At 70.0% G+C, this 15,952-nt stretch carries 15 protein-coding genes and 1 pseudogene; 8 read left to right on the top strand and 8 right to left on the bottom strand.

Translation table 11 applies throughout. The annotated features are described in order from the left end of the window. The first annotated feature begins 61 nt into the window (after nucleotides 1-61). From FE633_RS08240 to FE633_RS08225, 4 genes are all read left to right on the top strand, one after another. On the top strand, nucleotides 62-1,027 hold the full coding sequence (locus FE633_RS08240; protein WP_246113506.1) for an ABC transporter ATP-binding protein: 966 nt from the start codon (nucleotides 62-64) through the stop codon (nucleotides 1,025-1,027). 225 nt (nucleotides 1,028-1,252) lie between these two features. Further along, nucleotides 1,253-1,579 carry a hypothetical protein gene (locus FE633_RS08235; RefSeq protein WP_138044430.1) on the top strand — a complete coding sequence of 109 codons (327 nt, stop codon included), beginning with the start codon at nucleotides 1,253-1,255 and terminating at the stop codon, nucleotides 1,577-1,579. Nucleotides 1,580-1,598: 19 nt separating this feature from the next. Continuing rightward, on the top strand, nucleotides 1,599-3,650 hold the full coding sequence (locus FE633_RS08230; protein ID WP_138044429.1) for an alpha-L-fucosidase: 2,052 nt from the start codon (nucleotides 1,599-1,601) through the stop codon (nucleotides 3,648-3,650). An 89-nt stretch (nucleotides 3,651-3,739) separates the two neighbouring features. Further along, the gene (locus tag FE633_RS08225; RefSeq protein ID WP_138044428.1) at nucleotides 3,740-4,777 is read left to right on the top strand and encodes a LacI family DNA-binding transcriptional regulator; all 1,038 of its coding nucleotides are present in this window, start codon (nucleotides 3,740-3,742) and stop codon (nucleotides 4,775-4,777) included. Between the two features lie 30 nt (nucleotides 4,778-4,807). Here the strand turns inward: FE633_RS08225 and FE633_RS08220 are convergent. The 3 genes and pseudogenes from FE633_RS08220 to FE633_RS08210 form a co-directional block, all read right to left on the bottom strand. After that, nucleotides 4,808-5,035: pseudogene (locus FE633_RS08220) on the bottom strand (hypothetical protein); the annotation flags it as partial. A 233-nt stretch (nucleotides 5,036-5,268) separates the two neighbouring features. Continuing rightward, nucleotides 5,269-6,120, bottom strand: coding sequence for an NAD(P)H-binding protein (locus FE633_RS08215; protein WP_138044427.1), 852 nt, complete (start codon nucleotides 6,118-6,120; stop codon nucleotides 5,269-5,271). 16 nt (nucleotides 6,121-6,136) lie between these two features. Then, nucleotides 6,137-7,078 (bottom strand): aldo/keto reductase, encoded by a 942-nt coding sequence (locus FE633_RS08210; protein WP_138044426.1) that lies wholly within the window; start codon nucleotides 7,076-7,078, stop codon nucleotides 6,137-6,139. Between the two features lie 46 nt (nucleotides 7,079-7,124). Here FE633_RS08210 and pdxR point away from each other — a divergent pair, with 46 nt between their 5' ends. Next, on the top strand, nucleotides 7,125-8,564 hold the full coding sequence (pdxR, locus tag FE633_RS08205) for a MocR-like pyridoxine biosynthesis transcription factor PdxR (RefSeq protein ID WP_246113494.1): 1,440 nt from the start codon (nucleotides 7,125-7,127) through the stop codon (nucleotides 8,562-8,564). A 223-nt stretch (nucleotides 8,565-8,787) separates the two neighbouring features. Here pdxR and FE633_RS08195 read toward each other — a convergent pair whose 3' ends face one another. Both FE633_RS08195 and FE633_RS08190 read right to left on the bottom strand, forming a co-directional pair. Continuing rightward, the gene (locus tag FE633_RS08195) at nucleotides 8,788-9,750 is read right to left on the bottom strand and encodes an LptM family lipoprotein (RefSeq protein ID WP_138044424.1); all 963 of its coding nucleotides are present in this window, start codon (nucleotides 9,748-9,750) and stop codon (nucleotides 8,788-8,790) included. Between the two features lie 123 nt (nucleotides 9,751-9,873). After that, on the bottom strand, nucleotides 9,874-10,587 hold the full coding sequence (locus tag FE633_RS08190; RefSeq protein ID WP_138044423.1) for a MerR family transcriptional regulator: 714 nt from the start codon (nucleotides 10,585-10,587) through the stop codon (nucleotides 9,874-9,876). Between the two features lie 22 nt (nucleotides 10,588-10,609). On the opposite strand from FE633_RS08190, the gene FE633_RS08185 reads away from it, so the two are divergent. Next, nucleotides 10,610-11,419 carry an HAD family hydrolase gene (locus FE633_RS08185; RefSeq protein ID WP_246113493.1) on the top strand — a complete coding sequence of 270 codons (810 nt, stop codon included), beginning with the start codon at nucleotides 10,610-10,612 and terminating at the stop codon, nucleotides 11,417-11,419. Nucleotides 11,420-11,424: 5 nt separating this feature from the next. On the opposite strand, the gene FE633_RS08180 is transcribed toward FE633_RS08185, so the two are convergent. Then, a complete protein-coding gene (locus FE633_RS08180) occupies nucleotides 11,425-11,916 on the bottom strand; it encodes a hypothetical protein (RefSeq protein WP_138044422.1) in 492 nt (163 codons plus the stop codon). A gap of 123 nt (nucleotides 11,917-12,039) precedes the next feature. Then, nucleotides 12,040-12,480, bottom strand: a complete 441-nt coding sequence (locus FE633_RS08175) for an SRPBCC family protein (protein ID WP_138044505.1) — start codon at nucleotides 12,478-12,480, stop codon at nucleotides 12,040-12,042. A gap of 165 nt (nucleotides 12,481-12,645) precedes the next feature. On the opposite strand from FE633_RS08175, the gene FE633_RS08170 reads away from it, so the two are divergent. Continuing rightward, entirely contained in the window at nucleotides 12,646-13,632 is a 987-nt protein-coding gene (locus FE633_RS08170; protein WP_138044421.1) for an LLM class flavin-dependent oxidoreductase, read from the top strand. Nucleotides 13,633-13,804: 172 nt separating this feature from the next. Then, the gene (locus FE633_RS08165; protein WP_138044420.1) at nucleotides 13,805-14,101 is read left to right on the top strand and encodes a hypothetical protein; all 297 of its coding nucleotides are present in this window, start codon (nucleotides 13,805-13,807) and stop codon (nucleotides 14,099-14,101) included. 156 nt (nucleotides 14,102-14,257) lie between these two features. Here FE633_RS08165 and FE633_RS08160 read toward each other — a convergent pair whose 3' ends face one another. Then, complete coding sequence (locus FE633_RS08160; protein WP_138044419.1) at nucleotides 14,258-15,598, bottom strand: Gfo/Idh/MocA family protein; 1,341 nt, start codon at nucleotides 15,596-15,598, stop codon at nucleotides 14,258-14,260. Between the last annotated feature and the right edge of the window lie 354 nt (nucleotides 15,599-15,952).

Genomic DNA, 15,952 nt, shown 5'->3' with positions numbered 1-15,952 from the left:
GCACGACCGCGGACCCGAGGCAGGCGCCGAACCGCCCGTCCTGGAGGCGGTCGACGTCACCATGCACTTCACGGTCCGCGGCGGGCTCGGCCGCACCTCGACCGTCAGGGCGCTGGAGCACGCCTCGCTGCAGCTGCGGCGCGGGAGGATCGTTGCCCTCGTCGGCGAGAGCGGCAGCGGCAAGACCACCCTGGCCCGGCTGTTCGCGCTGATGTACACCCCGACCTCTGGCGAGATCCGGCTGCGCGGAAAGGCGGTGGCTCCTGGCCGCGGCCGGGCGGCCCGGGAGTACTACTCCGAGGTCCAGATGGTGTTCCAGGACCCGTTCGCCTCCCTCAACTCCATGCATACCGTCCGCCACAACCTCAGGCGTGCCCTGCTCATCCACGGCCGGGCGGGCAAGAACGACATCGAGGAACGGATGCTCGACCTCCTGGAGCGCGTCAGCCTGACGCCCACCAAGGACTTCATCGACAAGCTGCCGCACGAGCTGTCCGGGGGCCAGCGGCAGCGGGTGGCCATCGCCCGGGCACTCGCGGTCGGTCCCAAGGTGATCCTCGGCGACGAACCGATCTCCATGCTGGACGTGTCGATGCGGCTGGACATCCTCAACCTGCTCGCCAGGCTCCGGGACGAGGAGGAACTGGCCCTCCTCTACATCACTCACGACATCGCCAGCGCCCGGTACCTGGCGGAGGAGATCCATGTCATGTATGCGGGCCAGATGGTCGAGGGCGGTCCGGCGGAGGAGATCATCCAGAATCCCCAGCACCCGTACACCCGGCTGCTGCTCGATGCCTCGCCCGACCCGGCTCGCACCGTCACGGCCGGCGGGAGCTCCGTCTTCGCCGATGTCGAGGACAGCGGTGAACCCCCGAACCTCGCCGCTCCGCCACCGGGCTGCCGCTTCCACCCCCGCTGCCCATTCGCCACCGACGACTGCCGCCGGGCGTTCCCGGCCCGCACCGAACACCCCACGGGCCAGTGGGTGCACTGCTGGCTGTACCCGTCCGGAGCATCCGCATGACCATGAACATCAGCCGTAGGACCCTCGGCAAGTCGGTACTCGCGGCCTCCGCCCTGACTGCCGTGCCCGCCACCGCCTGCGCCGCGGCGGCGCAAGGCGCCTCGGCCACCTCGGCCGGAGTCGCCCTGCCCAAGGGCTCCGCCCTGCGGTCGCTGGACGTGATCCCGTCCGCCAACCTCACCTCCAACCCGGACCGGGTGCTGGTGGCCTCGCTCCAGGGGCTGGTTGCCAACACCTCTGCGGAAGGCATCTTCATCGACGAGGGCGGACCGGGCGCGGTCTGGAAGAACTTCCCGCACACCACCTACGGCATCGCCCTCGCAGCGGGACGTTCTGTGGGCAGGCCTCACCGAGGAACCCGAACTCATCGACAACATCAACAGCCGGCCCGCCGACCCGGCCTCCGCCGACGGCTACACGCTGGTCCTGGTGCACTGCTGGACGAAGAGCCTGGCCAACGTGCAGACCGTCGTCGACGGACTGGCTCCCCACGTCGAGGTCGTCACCCCCCGCGCCTTCGTCCGCCTCATCGACGACAACCACGCCCTCTGAGCGCATTCAAGGGAACCCCATGACATCCGCAGTCTCCCTCCGGGTCGCCGTCGCCCCCGGCGACAGCGACGAGGAGCTACGCCGTAAGGCGTCACTGGTCCGCCCGGCGCCCCGGCAAGTCGCCTGGCAGCGGCAGGAGCTCGTCGCGTTCGTGCACTTCGGCATCAACACGTTCACCGGCCTGGAGTGCGGCACCGGCACGGACGACCTCTCCCTGTTCGACCCGGCGGAGCTGGACTGCGGGCAGTGGGTGCGCAGCCTCGCGGATGCCGGGTTCAGGTCGGTGATCCTCACCGCCAAGCACCACGACGGGTTCTGCCTGTGGCCGAGCCGCTACACCGGTCACTCGGTGGCGGCCACGCCCTGGCGCGACGGACGAGGCGACGTCGTACAGGAGCTCGCCGAGGCCGCCCGCGCGCACGGGCTGGGCCTCGGGGTCTATCTCTCCCCGGCCGACCTGCACCAGACGAACGCCCCCGGCGGCTGCTACGGCAACGGCAGCCCTGTAGTCGAGACCGTCATCCCCACCCTGGTGCCCGGGGACGACCGGACCGGCCGGGTCGATTCGGGCGAACTGCCGTCGTTCACCTTCGCGGTGGACGACTACAACCGCTACTACCTCAACCAGCTGTACGAGTTGCTCACCGAGTACGGTCCCATGAGCGAGGTGTGGCTGGACGGAGCCGATCCGACCGCGACCAAGCAGCACTACGACCACGACGCATGGTTCGGCATGGTGCGCGCCCTGGCTCCCGACGCCACCTGCGCGGTCGGCGGCCCCGACGTCCGGTGGGTGGGCAACGAGAGCGGCTACGCCCGTTACAGCGAGTGGAGCGTCGTCCCGATGCGCGGCGAGCCGTCGGAGTTCGGGCAGACCACCGCCGTGGCAGAGGAGGAGCACGACCTCGCAGTCCCGGCCGCCATGCGCCGGGCGGGCCACTTCGCCTGGTATCCCGCCGAGGTCGACGTCTCCATCCGGCCGGGCTGGTTCCACCACGCCTCCCAGGACACGGCCGTCAAGTCGCTGCCCCGGCTGATGGACCTGTACCGGCACTCGGTGGGCCGCAACGCCGTACTGCTGCTCAACGTCCCGCCGGACCGGCGGGGACTGTTCGCCGACCCGGACGTGGAGCGGCTTGCCGAGTTCGGGCGCGTCCTGCGCGACGTGTACGGAGACGATCTCGCCTCCGGGGCACGCGCCGACGAGGTGGCTTCGGGGAGCGTGGCCGTCGAACTGCCCCAGCCGCGGACCTTCAACGTCGTGGGCCTGAGCGAGGACATCAGGCACGGGCAGCTCGTCGAGTCCTTCGCCGTGGACGCGTGGCTGTCCGGGGCCTGGACCCAGGTGGCGACCGGCACGACCGTGGGGCACCGGCGTCTGGTGTCGCTGCCGCACCCGATCACATCCGGCGGCGTCCGGGTCCGTGTCCTGGCCTCGCGCGGGATGCCGCGGCCGGCCGTCTCTGTCTTCCTCGACCCGACGGTGCCCGAGCCTGCTGTGCACGACTCGTTCGCCGCGGCCCGTGACAACGCAGGGATCAGCAGCGACGACGCACCGGGCCTCGCCGACTTGGACGGCACCGGCATGAGCCTGTCCGCCCAGGCCCTGACCGCGGCCGGCATCGTCCCCGGCGGGCGGGTCACGCACGGCGGACTGGAGTTCCGGTGGCCCGAGAGGGCCCCCGGGGAGCCGGACAACGTGCGGGCCGACGGGCAGACCATCAGGATGGGCGGCTCGGGGTCCCGGATCGGCTTCCTGCTCGCCGGCACTGCCGACCGCAGCTTCGGGCCGGGCCTGGTGACCTACACGGACGGCACCCAGCAGGAGATCCCATTGCTGGCCCTCGACACCCTCGGGCAGGGCGACTACCCGGCCGCCGCGCAGACGGTCGTGTCGATGCCCTACCACAACCGGCCCGGCGGACGCGTCGACAGGCCCGCCCGCGTCGGCTGGTGCTCGGCGTCGCTCGACCCCGCGAAGACCCTGGAGTCGATCACTCTTCCCCGCTACGGCGCGGGGGCCAGTCCCGAGGAATCCGGGGTGCACGTCTTCGCCGTCGCGCTCGGCTGAGAGCCTGCTCAGACACAGGCTCTGAGGCCCGGTTAGAGTTCTTGGGCGGTTCTCGGAGCAGGCAGAACACACCTGTGAGGAGGTTGAAAGTGGTGCCCGGCAAACAGCAGCGACGCGCTGGTCACGCACTCATCAAAGCGGACCGGGCCACCATCGTGGATGTCGCGAGGCTGGCCGGAGTCTCCCGGCAGACCGTCTCGCGTGCCATCAACGACAAGGGCGAGATCGACCCCGCGACCAAGGAGCGGGTGCTGGAAGCAGTCCGCAGCCTCGACTACCGGCCCAGCCGGCACGCCCGGGGCCTGCGGCAGGCGGGCTCGGTGACGCTCGGGCTGGTCCTCTCCGACCTGGCCAATCCGTACTTCCCCGAGGTCGCCGCCGGTGTGCTGGAGGTGGCCAAGCCGCAGGGGTGGAACGTCACCGTGTGCGAGTCCCGCAACGCCGCCGAGGAGGAACGCGAGGCGCTGGATCTGCTGTCCGGTCAGGCCGACGCCATCGTCGGCTACTTCGACGGCGCCGACGACGAGCTCGCCCGGTACGCCTCCGGTCTGCCGATGGTGCTCCTGGAACGAGCCCCCGACCAGACCCGGTTCGGGTCGGTGGGGATCGACTTCGCGACCGGCATGCGGCAGGGCATGGCCCACCTTGTGGAGCGGGGGCACCGGCGCATCGGCATGCTGGACTGCGCATTGCCGGGGGTCCACAGCCCCCGCGGTGCATACTTCCTCGCCGAGGCAAGGGCCCACGGACTCCCGGTGGGCCCGGACTGGCTCACCCACTGCGACGGCCACAGCGTGGCAGGAGGCGAGCACGCCATCGAACAGCTCCTGAAGCGCCATCCGGACGTCACCGCTGTCGTCGGCTTCAACGACCTCGTCGCGATCGGCGGCATGCGTGCCGCCCGCCGCCGCGGCCTGCGCGTGCCCGACGACATCGCCGTCCTCGGCTTCGACGGGCTGGCACTGGGGGAACTGGTCGAGCCGGCGCTGAGCACGCTGTGCATCGACAAGCGGCAGGTAGGCCGACTGGCGGTCGAGCAGATTACCCAGATGCTGCAAGGCCGGGAGCCGGCCGTGGGAGAAGGCGCATGGGTGGTACCGGAACTGATCGTCCGCGCCTCCACATGATCGTCTCAAGGAGACGCTCGTCCGGCCCTTCTCCTCGTCGTCGACACCGAGCCGCGCCGCCTCCTCGCGGTGGCGCCCGGCGATGTCGGCGGCGGCCAGCAGGTTGGCCCGGGCCATCAGGTTCGTGTACGTGTTGTCGTCCGCGACAGCGCTGTACTCGTCGGGACCGGTGACGCCGTTGATGTGGAAGACGCCGCAGTGGTCGTGGTGGCCGAGCGACCGCCACAGACGGGCGGTCTCCACCAGCAGCTCCTGCCGGAAGCAACGCGCCAGATCCTCACGCAGCGCCTGGTGGGTGCTCATGTTCCGCGTACCGGGCTGGACTAGTGAGGACCAGCGTCTTCGCCTGCGCGAGTGCTTCGGGTCCGGCGCCGAGGAGTTGGCGAGTAGTGAGGATGGAATCCAGCACGCCGATTGGGGAGTGGCGCTGTCGATTCCCGCGTTCAAACTGCTTGTTTCCCGTCGTCGTACAGGACGGCATGCGGTGGGAGTCAGCGGAAGTCGTCGGCGTGGTCCGCCGTCCAGTCGGCGTAGGTGCGCCCCGGCTCGCCTGTCAGGTCCTGGTACGTGGTGAGCACCGGGGCCGGGCGGCCATCGGCCTCGACCAGGTGCCTGACCAGGGTGTCGACCACCTCCGCGTCGCCCCAGCGGCCGAGTGCGTCCCGGTACTCCTCGGCGGTGATCTCCTCCAGGACGACCTTGCGGCCGATGGCTTCGGAGATGCACTCGACCTGCTCCCGCTGCGTCACCGACTCCGGACCGCTCAGCGGATACGCCTTGCCCTCATGGCCCGGCTCGGTCATGGCCAGCACAGCGATGTCCGCGATGTCGCTCTCATGGATCGCCGAGGCGTGGGCGTTCGGGAACGGGGCCTTGACCACCCGCGTGCCGCGGATGGCGTGCGCCCACTGCAACGTGTTCGTCGAGAACGTCCCCGGACGCAGAAACGTCCACGAAAGCCGGGACGCGCGCAGGGCACTCTCGGCGGCACGGTGCATCCGCACGATGGGGTCGGTCGCGGGGTCGCCCTCCTCCACCCCGCTCGCGGACAGCACGACGATGTGAGGTGAGCCGGACACCTCGGCGGCAGCGACGAACCCGTCGATCCCCTTCGGGTCCGCGTACAGGAACACCTTGCTGACACCGTCCAGTAAGCCCGGCAGGGTGTCCGGATCGGACAGATCAGCTTTCACCACCTCCACCCCTGCCGGCAGCACCGCCTCCTCCGGCTTGCGGCTCGCCACCCGCACCTTCTGCCCGACGGCCAGCAGTCTGTCAACCACCGCCCGCGCCACATGTCCACGCCCACCAGTCACCAGGACCGTCACAACAACTCCTCGCATCGACTCGTCTCGTAGGTCACACCGCGGAGTCCAGGCGTTCGCGCTGATCGGCGGTCAACTCCAGTGACACCCCCGCGACCGCCTCGTCCAGTTGCCCGACCGTGCTGACGCCGACGATCGGCGTGGCAGCCGGGTTCCCTCCGGTCAGCCACGCCAACACCACCCGGTTGCGGTTCGTACCGGTCTCGGCGGCGATCTCGTCGAGCATCGCGAGGCGGCGGGCGGTGCCGGGGTGGTCGTACTCCGCGGGCAGAGGTTTGTCCGCGCGGGTGTAGCGGCCGCTCAGCAGCGGCGTGTACGCCCACAGAGCCATGTCCGCGTGGTGCTCCAGGTAGTGGAGCACCTCGTCGGTGACCGCGCCGAACCTGTGCACCACGGTGGGCCGGGTCGCGGGGCGCGGTTGCAGGTACGTGTGATGCTGCTGCACCGCGGTGAAGCCGGCACTGCCGTGGGCCCGCGCGATCTGCCGTGCCCGCTCGATCTGCCAGACGGGGTAGTTGGAGCAGCCGAGGCGGCCGACCGTACCCGCGGACACGAGCTCGTCGAAGGCGGCGACCGTCTCTTCCAGCGGTGTGGCCGAATCGGGCTTGTGGGCCCAGTACAGCTCGACGCGGTCCGTACCCAGTCGTCGGAGACTGCCCTCGATCCCGCTCTTGACGGCCCCGGCGGAGAGGCCCTCGGCCGTCTCCGGGAAGCGTCCGGCCACGGTCGGCTCGCAGCCCACCTTGGTGCTGATCCTGACGCGGTCACGGACGCCCGGGCGGCGTGCCAGCCAGCGTCCGAGCAACGTCTCGCTCTGCCCGCCGAAGCCGGTCGGGTCGTCCCAGAACGCGTAGCAGTTGGCGGTGTCGATCCAGACGCCTCCGGCGTCCACGAAGCGGTCCAGGAGCTCGAACGATCGGCGCTCGTCCTGAGCCGTGCCGAACAGCATGGCCCCAAGAGCCAGGTTCTCAATCATGTCCCTCACGCTAGGCGGATTCGGATCGGCGGTACGCTCCAATCTTGTGGCTGTTTCCCAGACCAATCTCGCGTGGGCGACGCTGCTGGATGTCGGTCCTCCGGATGGCGGGCGGCGCCGCCTGCACGATCGCCTGGCTCACGCGCTGCGCACCGCGATCCGGGACGGCCGGCTGGCGGAGGGCGCCGCCGTGCCACCGAGCCGAGCGCTCGCTGAGGAGCTCCGCTGCTCACGTTGGGTCGTGACGGAGGCGTACGGGCAGCTCATCGCGGAGGGTTACCTCTCCGCCCGGGTGGGTTCCGCGACGCGTGTCTCGTGGTCACCGGACACCGCACCGCCGCGGCCTCGCGCGCAGCGCGCACCGGCACGGCCGCCGATCCGGTACGACCTCGCACCCGGCCTGCCCGACCTGCGGGCGTTTCCCCGCCGCCGCTGGGCGGACGCCGTCCGGGCGGTCACCGGCTCGGCCGTCCACTACGACCTCGGCCTGCCCGACCCCGCCGGGCACGCGGTGCTGCGTACCACCGTCGCGCAGTACCTGCGGCGCTCGCGCGGCGCGGACGCGCACACTGCGACCGTGTCCGTGTGCGCGGGCGTCACCGACGGTCTGGTACGCACGTGCCGCGCGCTGCGCGCCGACGGGATCGCCGACCTGGCGGTGGAACACCCGGGCTGGGGGCGGCTGCGGGACGCCGCGACCAGCGCCGGCCTACGCGTACACCCGGTGCCCGTGGACCACGACGGCCTCCACGTCGACGACCTCGCGCGTACGCCGGCCCGGGCCGTCGTCGTCGGCGCGGCACACCAGTTTCCCACCGGCACGGTGCTGTCCCCGGCACGCCGGGCACGTCTGGTGCGCTGGGCCCGCGAGGTGGACGGCTTCGTCATCGAAGACGACTACGACGCCGAGTTCCGCTACGACCACCACCCCGTCGCCGTCATGCAGGGGATGGACCCGAGCCGGGTCTTCCTCCTCGGCTCGGTCAGCAAGACGCTGTCGCCGGCCCTCGGCCTGGGCTGGCTGGTCGCGCCTGCCGCGATGACCCCGGTGCTCCGGGCAGCGAACCTCGTCGCCGCCGCGCCACCGGTGCTGGACCAACTCGCGCTCGCCACCTTCATCGACCGCGGATGGTACGACGCCCACCTGCGCGCGGCGCGGCGGCGGTTCCGATCCCGGCGCGACCTGCTGGTCCGGACGCTCGGCGCCCAGGTGCCGGAGGGCCGGGTCGCCGGCACCGCCGCCGGGCTGCACATCCTGCTCCACCTACCGGACGGCGCCGACACCCGCGGGGCGGTCCGGGCGGCGGCCGCCGCCGGGCTACACCTGGCGGACCTCGACGACTATCGCGCGCATCGGTCGGCGGAACCCGCTCTCGTCCTCGGGTACGGCAACATCAGCGACACGGAGATCCCCCCGGCCGTCGCGCTCCTGCGCGAAGCGTTGCGTTCACCGATGGCCTCGCCACCAACGCGTAAGCACAGCTGAGTCATGACGATCGCTGACGCGGGGTTCATGCCTGGCATCGAGCTGTCCCAGGTATGGTCACGAAGTTGACGTACGAGACCGCCCGGTATGGCGGCACCCTGCGCGAGGTCCCGGCCCCCAACTCGTCCCGGCGCTGTTCCCGCGTGCGGCCTCATCACGCCCGGCAGCCGGCCCGCTGCCGCAAGGTAAGCAGGAATCTCCCGGCTTCAGCCGGGAGAGCACTTCAAGACCGGTCGTCGAGGATGTCGTGGGCTTTGCGGGTCGCGGCGCGGTTCCAGCGGCGCTGTTCCTTGAGCTTCGTCCGGTTCTTGGGGATGAGCTGGTTCTGCATGCGTACGTCGATGGCGTGCACGGTGCGGACGTAGCCGGTCTTCTGCTTGCAGCGGGCGTCGGCGATCGCGGTCTTCCTCTCGAGGGCGGTCGGCTTGTTCGGGTCGTACTGCGGATCGTCCAGCCGTCTCTGCAGCTCCGGGGCATCGCGGTCGCGGCCGGCCTCGGCGTCCTTGGGGGTGGCGTAGTGGTAGCCCGCTTTCCGCATACAGGCCGACCACGCCTTGTCCGCCTTTTTCCAGGCGGGGTCCCGCATGCCCTGGCGCAGGCTCTTGGTCTCCAGGTTCAGGACCGGATCCTTCCGGTCCTGGCGGTTCGACCCGAAGATCGTGCGGTCCGCGTCGCCGAGACAGCCGCGTTTCGGGATCCGGTGGCCGTGCACGGTCTTCGGATCCTCCCTGACGAACTCGCCGGTGAGCGCGAGGTGTTCGGAAAGGGACCACTTCTTCTCCGGGTAGAGGCGCGCGTTCTCGGCCTGCGCCCCCTGATAGCCGTACCGCGCGGCCTGCTCGGGATCCTGGACGCCGTAGCGGAAGTTGTCCGAGGAGTACGCGACGAGCATCACCACGCCCGTGCCGGCGGGGCGTTTTGGCCACGCGGGTAGCGGGTCGATGTCGAGGTTCTTCAGGCTGTCGAAGCCGAGACGGACCATGCACTCCTTGGCGAGCGTCCACCGGGCCCTGCCGACCGTAAGGCTGTCGTCGTCGGGCATGTCGTACGCGGCCAGCGGCAGGAACCTCGGGTCGTCCGACGAGGTGGGCCGCGCGGGGGACGCGGGCGGATCGGTCTGCTGCCCGCACGCCGCGAGGGCGAGGCCTGAGGCGAGGACCAGTAAGAGGGGGACGTCTCTGCGCATCGGGCCAGCTCATCAGGACCCGGCGTACGCGACTGTGGTGGAGGCCATAGTTCCGGGTCACAGCCGGATCACAGGTCCGGGACCGATCAGCGATGACGATCTACGACAGTTGTGACTGCGGGCTCAGCTCTGGAAGAGGTCGATGCGGTTGCCGCTGGGGTCGGTCAGGCAGGAGGAGCGGGGCTTCCAGGGCCGGTCGACAGGAGCCTCGACCTCGGTCGCGCCCGCGTCGAGCGCCCGTTGGTGCACCGTGTCGAGATCGGCGACCAGGAGACCGAACCGTGAAGGGCCTGCGGGGCCGGGGTGGTCGGGTTCGTGCGCGACGGTCAGCAGGAAGAATTCCTCACCGGGCCAGGTCCCGATCTGGAAGGAGAAGATCTCCTCGTTGAACTCCGCCGCGAACACTTGTCCGTAGAAGGCCCGCGCTTCGTTCAGATCGTGGACGTTGATGGTCACCTGGACGATGCGCGGGCTGGTCACCTGGGGCACAGCGACTCCATGTTCGATGAAGTGATCCACGGTGTGGACCATGCGGGACAGGGTGTGGGCACGTTCTGCCAGCTCCTGGCGGTGGCGGGCGAGGACGGCCTGGCCAGTGACGGGGTCCGGGGCATCCAGGAGCCGGCGGATCTCGTGGAGTGGCAAGTCGACCTTGCGCAGGGCGCCGATCAGTCGGGCGCGTTGGACCTGGTCCGGTCGGTAGCGGCGGTAGCCGGTGTCCGGGTCGACCACGGCTGGAGGCAGGAGGCCGACCTCGTCGTAGTGCCGCAGGGCGTGGAGGGACAGGCCACTGAGGAGCGCGAAGCTGCCGATGCTCAGGAGGTTGTCGTTGCTCACTCGAACAGCATCGGGTTTCGGGTTGCCCGAGAGTCAACCGCCGGCGGCGGACTCGGGCTTCGCCGATCACGTCGACGGCGGACGGAAACCCATCCGACCCGATGCCGACGCCCGTGATCTACTGCCGGTCATGCCGTTGCTGCTGCTGGATCTCGACAACACCCTGGTCGACCGCGATGCGGCCTTCCGCGCCGCCGTCGTTGCTTTCCTTGCCGAGTACGGCCTGCCCGACACCGACCTCACGTGGGTGATGACCGTCGACGCCGGCGGCTACACCGCCCGCGACGAGGTCGCCGCGGCCCTGGCCGACCGCTACGGGGACGTTGTGCCGACCGCCGCCATCCGTGCCCTGCTCGACAACGGCGCCGCCGATCGCGTCGTCCTGGCGCGCTCCTCCCGCGAGGCGCTGGGCACAGCACAGGCGGTCGGCTGGACCTGCGTGATCGTCACCAACGGCCGTACCGCCCAGCAAGAAGCGAAGATTCGTCACACCGGACTTGACCAGCTCGTACAGGGCTGGGTCATCTCCGAAGACGTCGGCCACAAGAAACCGGCCCCAGAGATCTTCCAGGCGGCGGCGGAAACCGTCGGCGTCTCCCTCTCCGGCGCGTGGGTCATCGGCGACTCACCACATGCCGACATCGCCGGCGCCGACGCGCTCGGTCTTCGAAGCGTGTGGGTGTCGGACGGCCGGCGGTGGACCGAGGACTCCTGCCGGCCCACCCACATCGCCGACGACGTCGCCTCCGCGATCAGCCACGCCATCAGCTCACCGGGACAAGGCGCCCCCGGCCTGGCCCAGTTGGAGCCGCCCAGAGGGTTTCGCCGCTGAGGTGACTACGCCGGCGCGGCGCGGGCTATCAACGGCACGCCGCCCTCCGGAAGGAACACGACGAACTCCTGAGCACCGTGAACCACACGTGCCAGGCCCAGCCGGCCGCCGCCGCGCACCACGGGTGTGATCAGTTCACCACCCTCGACGATCCGATGGAGCTCCGCGTAGTGGCGCACCATCTGTTCCGTCGGCCCGTTGATCCAGAGCCGTACGTCGGCGCCCTGCCGGAGCGCCGCGAGCAGTTCGTCCCGCAGGCCACTCGGCGCCGCGTGTTCAAGCCGTCCGTGAAGGAGTTCTTGGACTCCCGGTTCGGTGGGCGCGTCGGCCGCCTTCGTCCTGCACTGCGGACACGCCTCTGCCTTCCTGGCGGAGAACAGGTGCCGGTACACGGTCACTTGATCCCGTGGGATGCCGCAGAGCGTGGCGTTCCCCGAGAGCGCGTGCTCCGCGGCCTGTGCGTCCGTCTCGCGGCACGCGGTAAACGACGCCGGCACGCGCGCGGCGGTGAATGACCAGTCTTGATGATCAGCCGTCGACATGGCCATCACCTTGGCACACGATGCCTCATTGGCACACGATGCCCCGACCCGTGAGTGAGGCTGATCGTATCGTCAAGATCAAGACCGCTTCAGCAGCCCGTCGACCGCCCGCCCGAACATCCCCCGGGCCACCCACCCCAGTGGCCGGTCGAAAGCGGTCGGCAGCCGGCGCACGCGCAGCTCCTCCCGCCACACCACCCGTGAACCTCCGTCCCCGTGCGGATGCACGGCAATGTCGGCCCACCCCGTCACGAACGTCCCGCGCTTGACCAGACGGCACATCCCGGAGTGTCCGTCCGTCGGCGGTCGCCAGGTCACGACCTCCATCGGGTCGTCGAAGGCGACGGGTCCGATCCCCGATCGCGCCACGAAGACCGTGCCCTCGCGGGTCGGCGGTGAGGTGACGACGGTGACCCGGGTGAGCGGTACGACGTCCCCGTGGCGTTCCCATGTCGTGAGCCGCCGCCAGACCTCGCTGACCGGACCCGGAGCTACGCGTTCCAGCTGGAAGAGGGCCACGGACCGATCGTAGGCAGGCCGGCCGAGCCCATGGGCGAAGCGGCTCCCGACGTCGTAACGGGTCACGGTGCCGCCCGGTTCGAGCAGTGAGCTCCGCTCGGCCGCTCCGTGGCCGAAAAGAGGTCGCCGCTCCCTCGCCGAACGCATGATCTCTATGCTGACGCCATGGTTGGTTTACCTCTCTCAGCGCTGGAAGTCGCGATGGTCCAGACGGGCGCCCGAGCCGTGGACACTCTGCGGGACACGGCGGCCTTCGCACAGGAACTGGAACGGCTGGGCTACCACCGGATCTGGTACGCCGAGCATCACCACTCGCCCGCTATCGGCGCGTTCCCACCCGTCGTGCTGACCGCGCACGCCGCCGCTTCCACCTCGGTCATCCGTCTCGGTTCGGGTGGAGTGCTGGCCCCCAACCACGCACCCATCATGGTGGCGGAGCAGTTCGGAACGCTGGCAGCCTTGCACCAGGACCGCATCGACCTGGGCATCGGTCGCGGTCCTGGCACCTTTGACGAGGCCACCGCACGGGCACTTCGCCGCGGAGCCGGACCGGCGACGGATGCTGAGTACCAAGGCGACATAGCCGCGATCCTGTCATTTCTGGTCGACGAAGTCGCACTCGGCCCGCTGCCGGAGCCATGGCTGCTGGCCTCCAGCACCGCGGGTGCCGCTCTCGCCGCGGGACTCGGCCTGCCGGTCGCCGTCGCACACCACATCCGGCCGGACAACACCCGTGCGGTCCTGGAGCGTTACCGGGAGGCGTTCACCCCATCCCGTTGGTGCGAGCAGCCTCGGGTGCTGTTGTGCGTGGAGGCGGTGTGTGCCGAGACGGAAGAAGAAGCCGCGTGGCGAGTCGGACCGATGGACGTCGTCAAGGCCGGGCTGCTCAAAGGACTGAGTGAGACGCCCTTCCCCACGCCGGCGGAGGCGGCCGTCCACGCCTTCACGGCGCAGGAGCGTCAGGCGCTGGCCGGCTTCCGTGCCCAGCAAGCGGTCGGAACGCCCCAGGCCGTCGTGGACCGGCTCACGCAACTGGCCGGTGAGACGGGAGCGGACGAACTGATGCTGACCACACCCGTCTACGACCTCCGCGACCGCATCCGTTCCTACGAACTCATCAAGAAACACTCAGAGGCCATGACAGCACCGTAGGAACCCGGAACGCAGAGCCCACCACGCCGGTCAAGCGCGACACCCGAAGCGCTCGACCGGCGTGGACGGCTTCGCGCCGTCCGTCACGTACGGCGCAGCCCGAGGTGCGGCCGACCTGCCGAGATGGTCGGCTGAGTCTGACTCTGCAAACCTGCCCGCAACGGAGCGCCACATGGCAATCATCGCGATCTTCGACCAACCCGGCATGACCCAGGCCCAGTACGAGCAGGTCGCCGACAAGGTGAACCAAGGCAAGGGCCTGGTCAAGAGCCCTACGGACTGGCCCGTACCCGGCCTCATCTCGCACACCTCCGCCCCCACTCCCGATGGCTGGTATGTCGCCGACGTCTGGGAGTCCGAAGAGGCGTTCCGACGGTTCAGCGAAATCGTCCTGCCTCTCCTGCGGGAGGCCGGTGCTCCAGAGGTGGAGCCGAAGATCTACCCGGTCTTCAACCTGGTGACGCCTTGACTTGCTCCTCGGGCTGAAGCCTGAGGATTCTGGCCTTGTCGTCCGTTGCTGTGCCGCTAGGCGGCACAGGTTTCGGGCGGGGATCCGTGGCTTCCAGTCCCACTCCATGCACGGCCTCGGTGTTTCCTGTCCGTCGGTGACCGGGCGAGCCGGAGGTCAGACGTCCAGCAGGTCCCGCGCCCGAACCGGCAGCCCGGTCTCGAACGACCGGTTGGCCGCCAGTCCCGTCACCAGGGACCGCGCTCCGTCCGTCGCGTCGGCCGCGCGCCCCAGGGCATCAGGGGCGCCGGTCCGCTCGCCGAACAGATCCGCCAGCATCCGGACGTCCCCGCCGCCGTGCCCTCCCTCGCCGGTCGCGACCTTCACCTCACGCGGACGCTCCCAGAAGCGCCGTAGCAGCAGTTCGGTGCGGCCCACGTCCTCGCCGACCGCCGAGCCGTGCATCACGGGGCCCGAGCCCTCCGCCCGGGCGTCCGGGCGGACCCATGTCGTCTCCTCGACCAGCAGTTCGAGCCGCCCCTCGCTGCCGTTGAAGCAGACCCGGTAGCCCTCCCAGGGGGCGTACGCCGTGAGGTGGTACGTCAGGGTCGCACCGGACGCGTACCGCACGAGTACCGCCATGTCGTCCTCGATGGTCACGCCGGGCCCGAAGACGTTCTGGTCGCGGTGGTAGCCGTCCTCCCGCTCGGCGTCGAGATACAGCGCGCTGAGCACGGGCGAGTCCGCGAGGTGTACGGCGAAGGGGTCGCCGTCGGCCGCGGGGGAGCCGTGGGCCCGGGTGTAGGGGCGGGCGAGGCCGCGGCGCCGGCCCGCGGTGTCGCCGTAGAAGAACAGGCCGCCCTGGGCGTAGACCGTCTCGGGCTCGGTGCCCAGCCACCAGTTGACGAGATCGAAGTGGTGGGTGGCCTTGTGGACCATCAGGCCACCGGAGTTGGCCTTGTCGCGGTGCCAGCGGCGGAAGTAGTCGGCGCCGTGCCGCAGATCGAGCAGCCACTCGAAGTGCACGGAGCCGACCTCGCCGATCTCACCGGCCGCGATGGCCTCCCGTACGGCTGAATGGACGGGGTTATAGCGGTAGTTGAAGGCGACCCGCACCTCGCGGCCGGTGCGCCGCTGGGCGTCCAGGATGCGGCGGGCCTTGTCGGCGTCCGTGGTCATCGGCTTCTCGGTGACCACGTCGCAGCCCGCTTCCAGCGCGCGCACGATGTAGTCGTCGTGGGTACGGTCCACGCTGCAGACGACGACGAGGTCGACACGTTCGCGGCGCAGCATCTCGTCGAAGTCCTCGGCCGCGTACGCCGGTACGGGCTCCCGGCCGGGCCTGTCGGCGGCCAGCCAGTCGTTGTGGACGGCCATGCGGTGCGCGTTGACATCGCAGAAGCCCACCAGTTCCGTACGGTCCGCGTGCGGGCCGGTCAGCGCCTGGGTGAAGAGCTGGGCACGGGCGCCCAGGCCCACCACGGCGCAGCGGCGGGGGCGTGCGGGGTCGGCGGTCATGCGGTCTCCGTTTCCCGGCGGGCGTGCCTCGGTGCGGATGAGATGGGTGACAGCGGCAACGATTGCATGTGAGGGTTCCCGGGACAAGGGGTGCTCCTGGTGTACAACTCCCTGTTGGCTGGCCGTTGATTGGCTCTTCTTCATTGACTGGGTGGCTGCTACGGGCGTAGTTTCCGGGCCCATTGGAAATGAACTGGCAACGTTTGCACCAACCCAGCCGGCCCGCTGCCCCCGCATGCCCGTCAGTCCCGCCGAGCGGAGGTCGCATTTCCGTTTCTCGCTACACGGGTCTTGTAGTGACATCCGGACGTTCCCTAGGGTCGACCTGGGTGCAAGCGCTTTCTTACTGGGAGA

It is taken from the genome of Streptomyces montanus (assembly GCF_005786655.1).
Classification (GTDB): Bacteria; Actinomycetota; Actinomycetes; order Streptomycetales; family Streptomycetaceae; genus Streptomyces; species Streptomyces sporangiiformans.
Note: the sequence above shows the minus strand (reverse complement) of the source record. Positions and strands in the feature narration are given on the sequence as shown.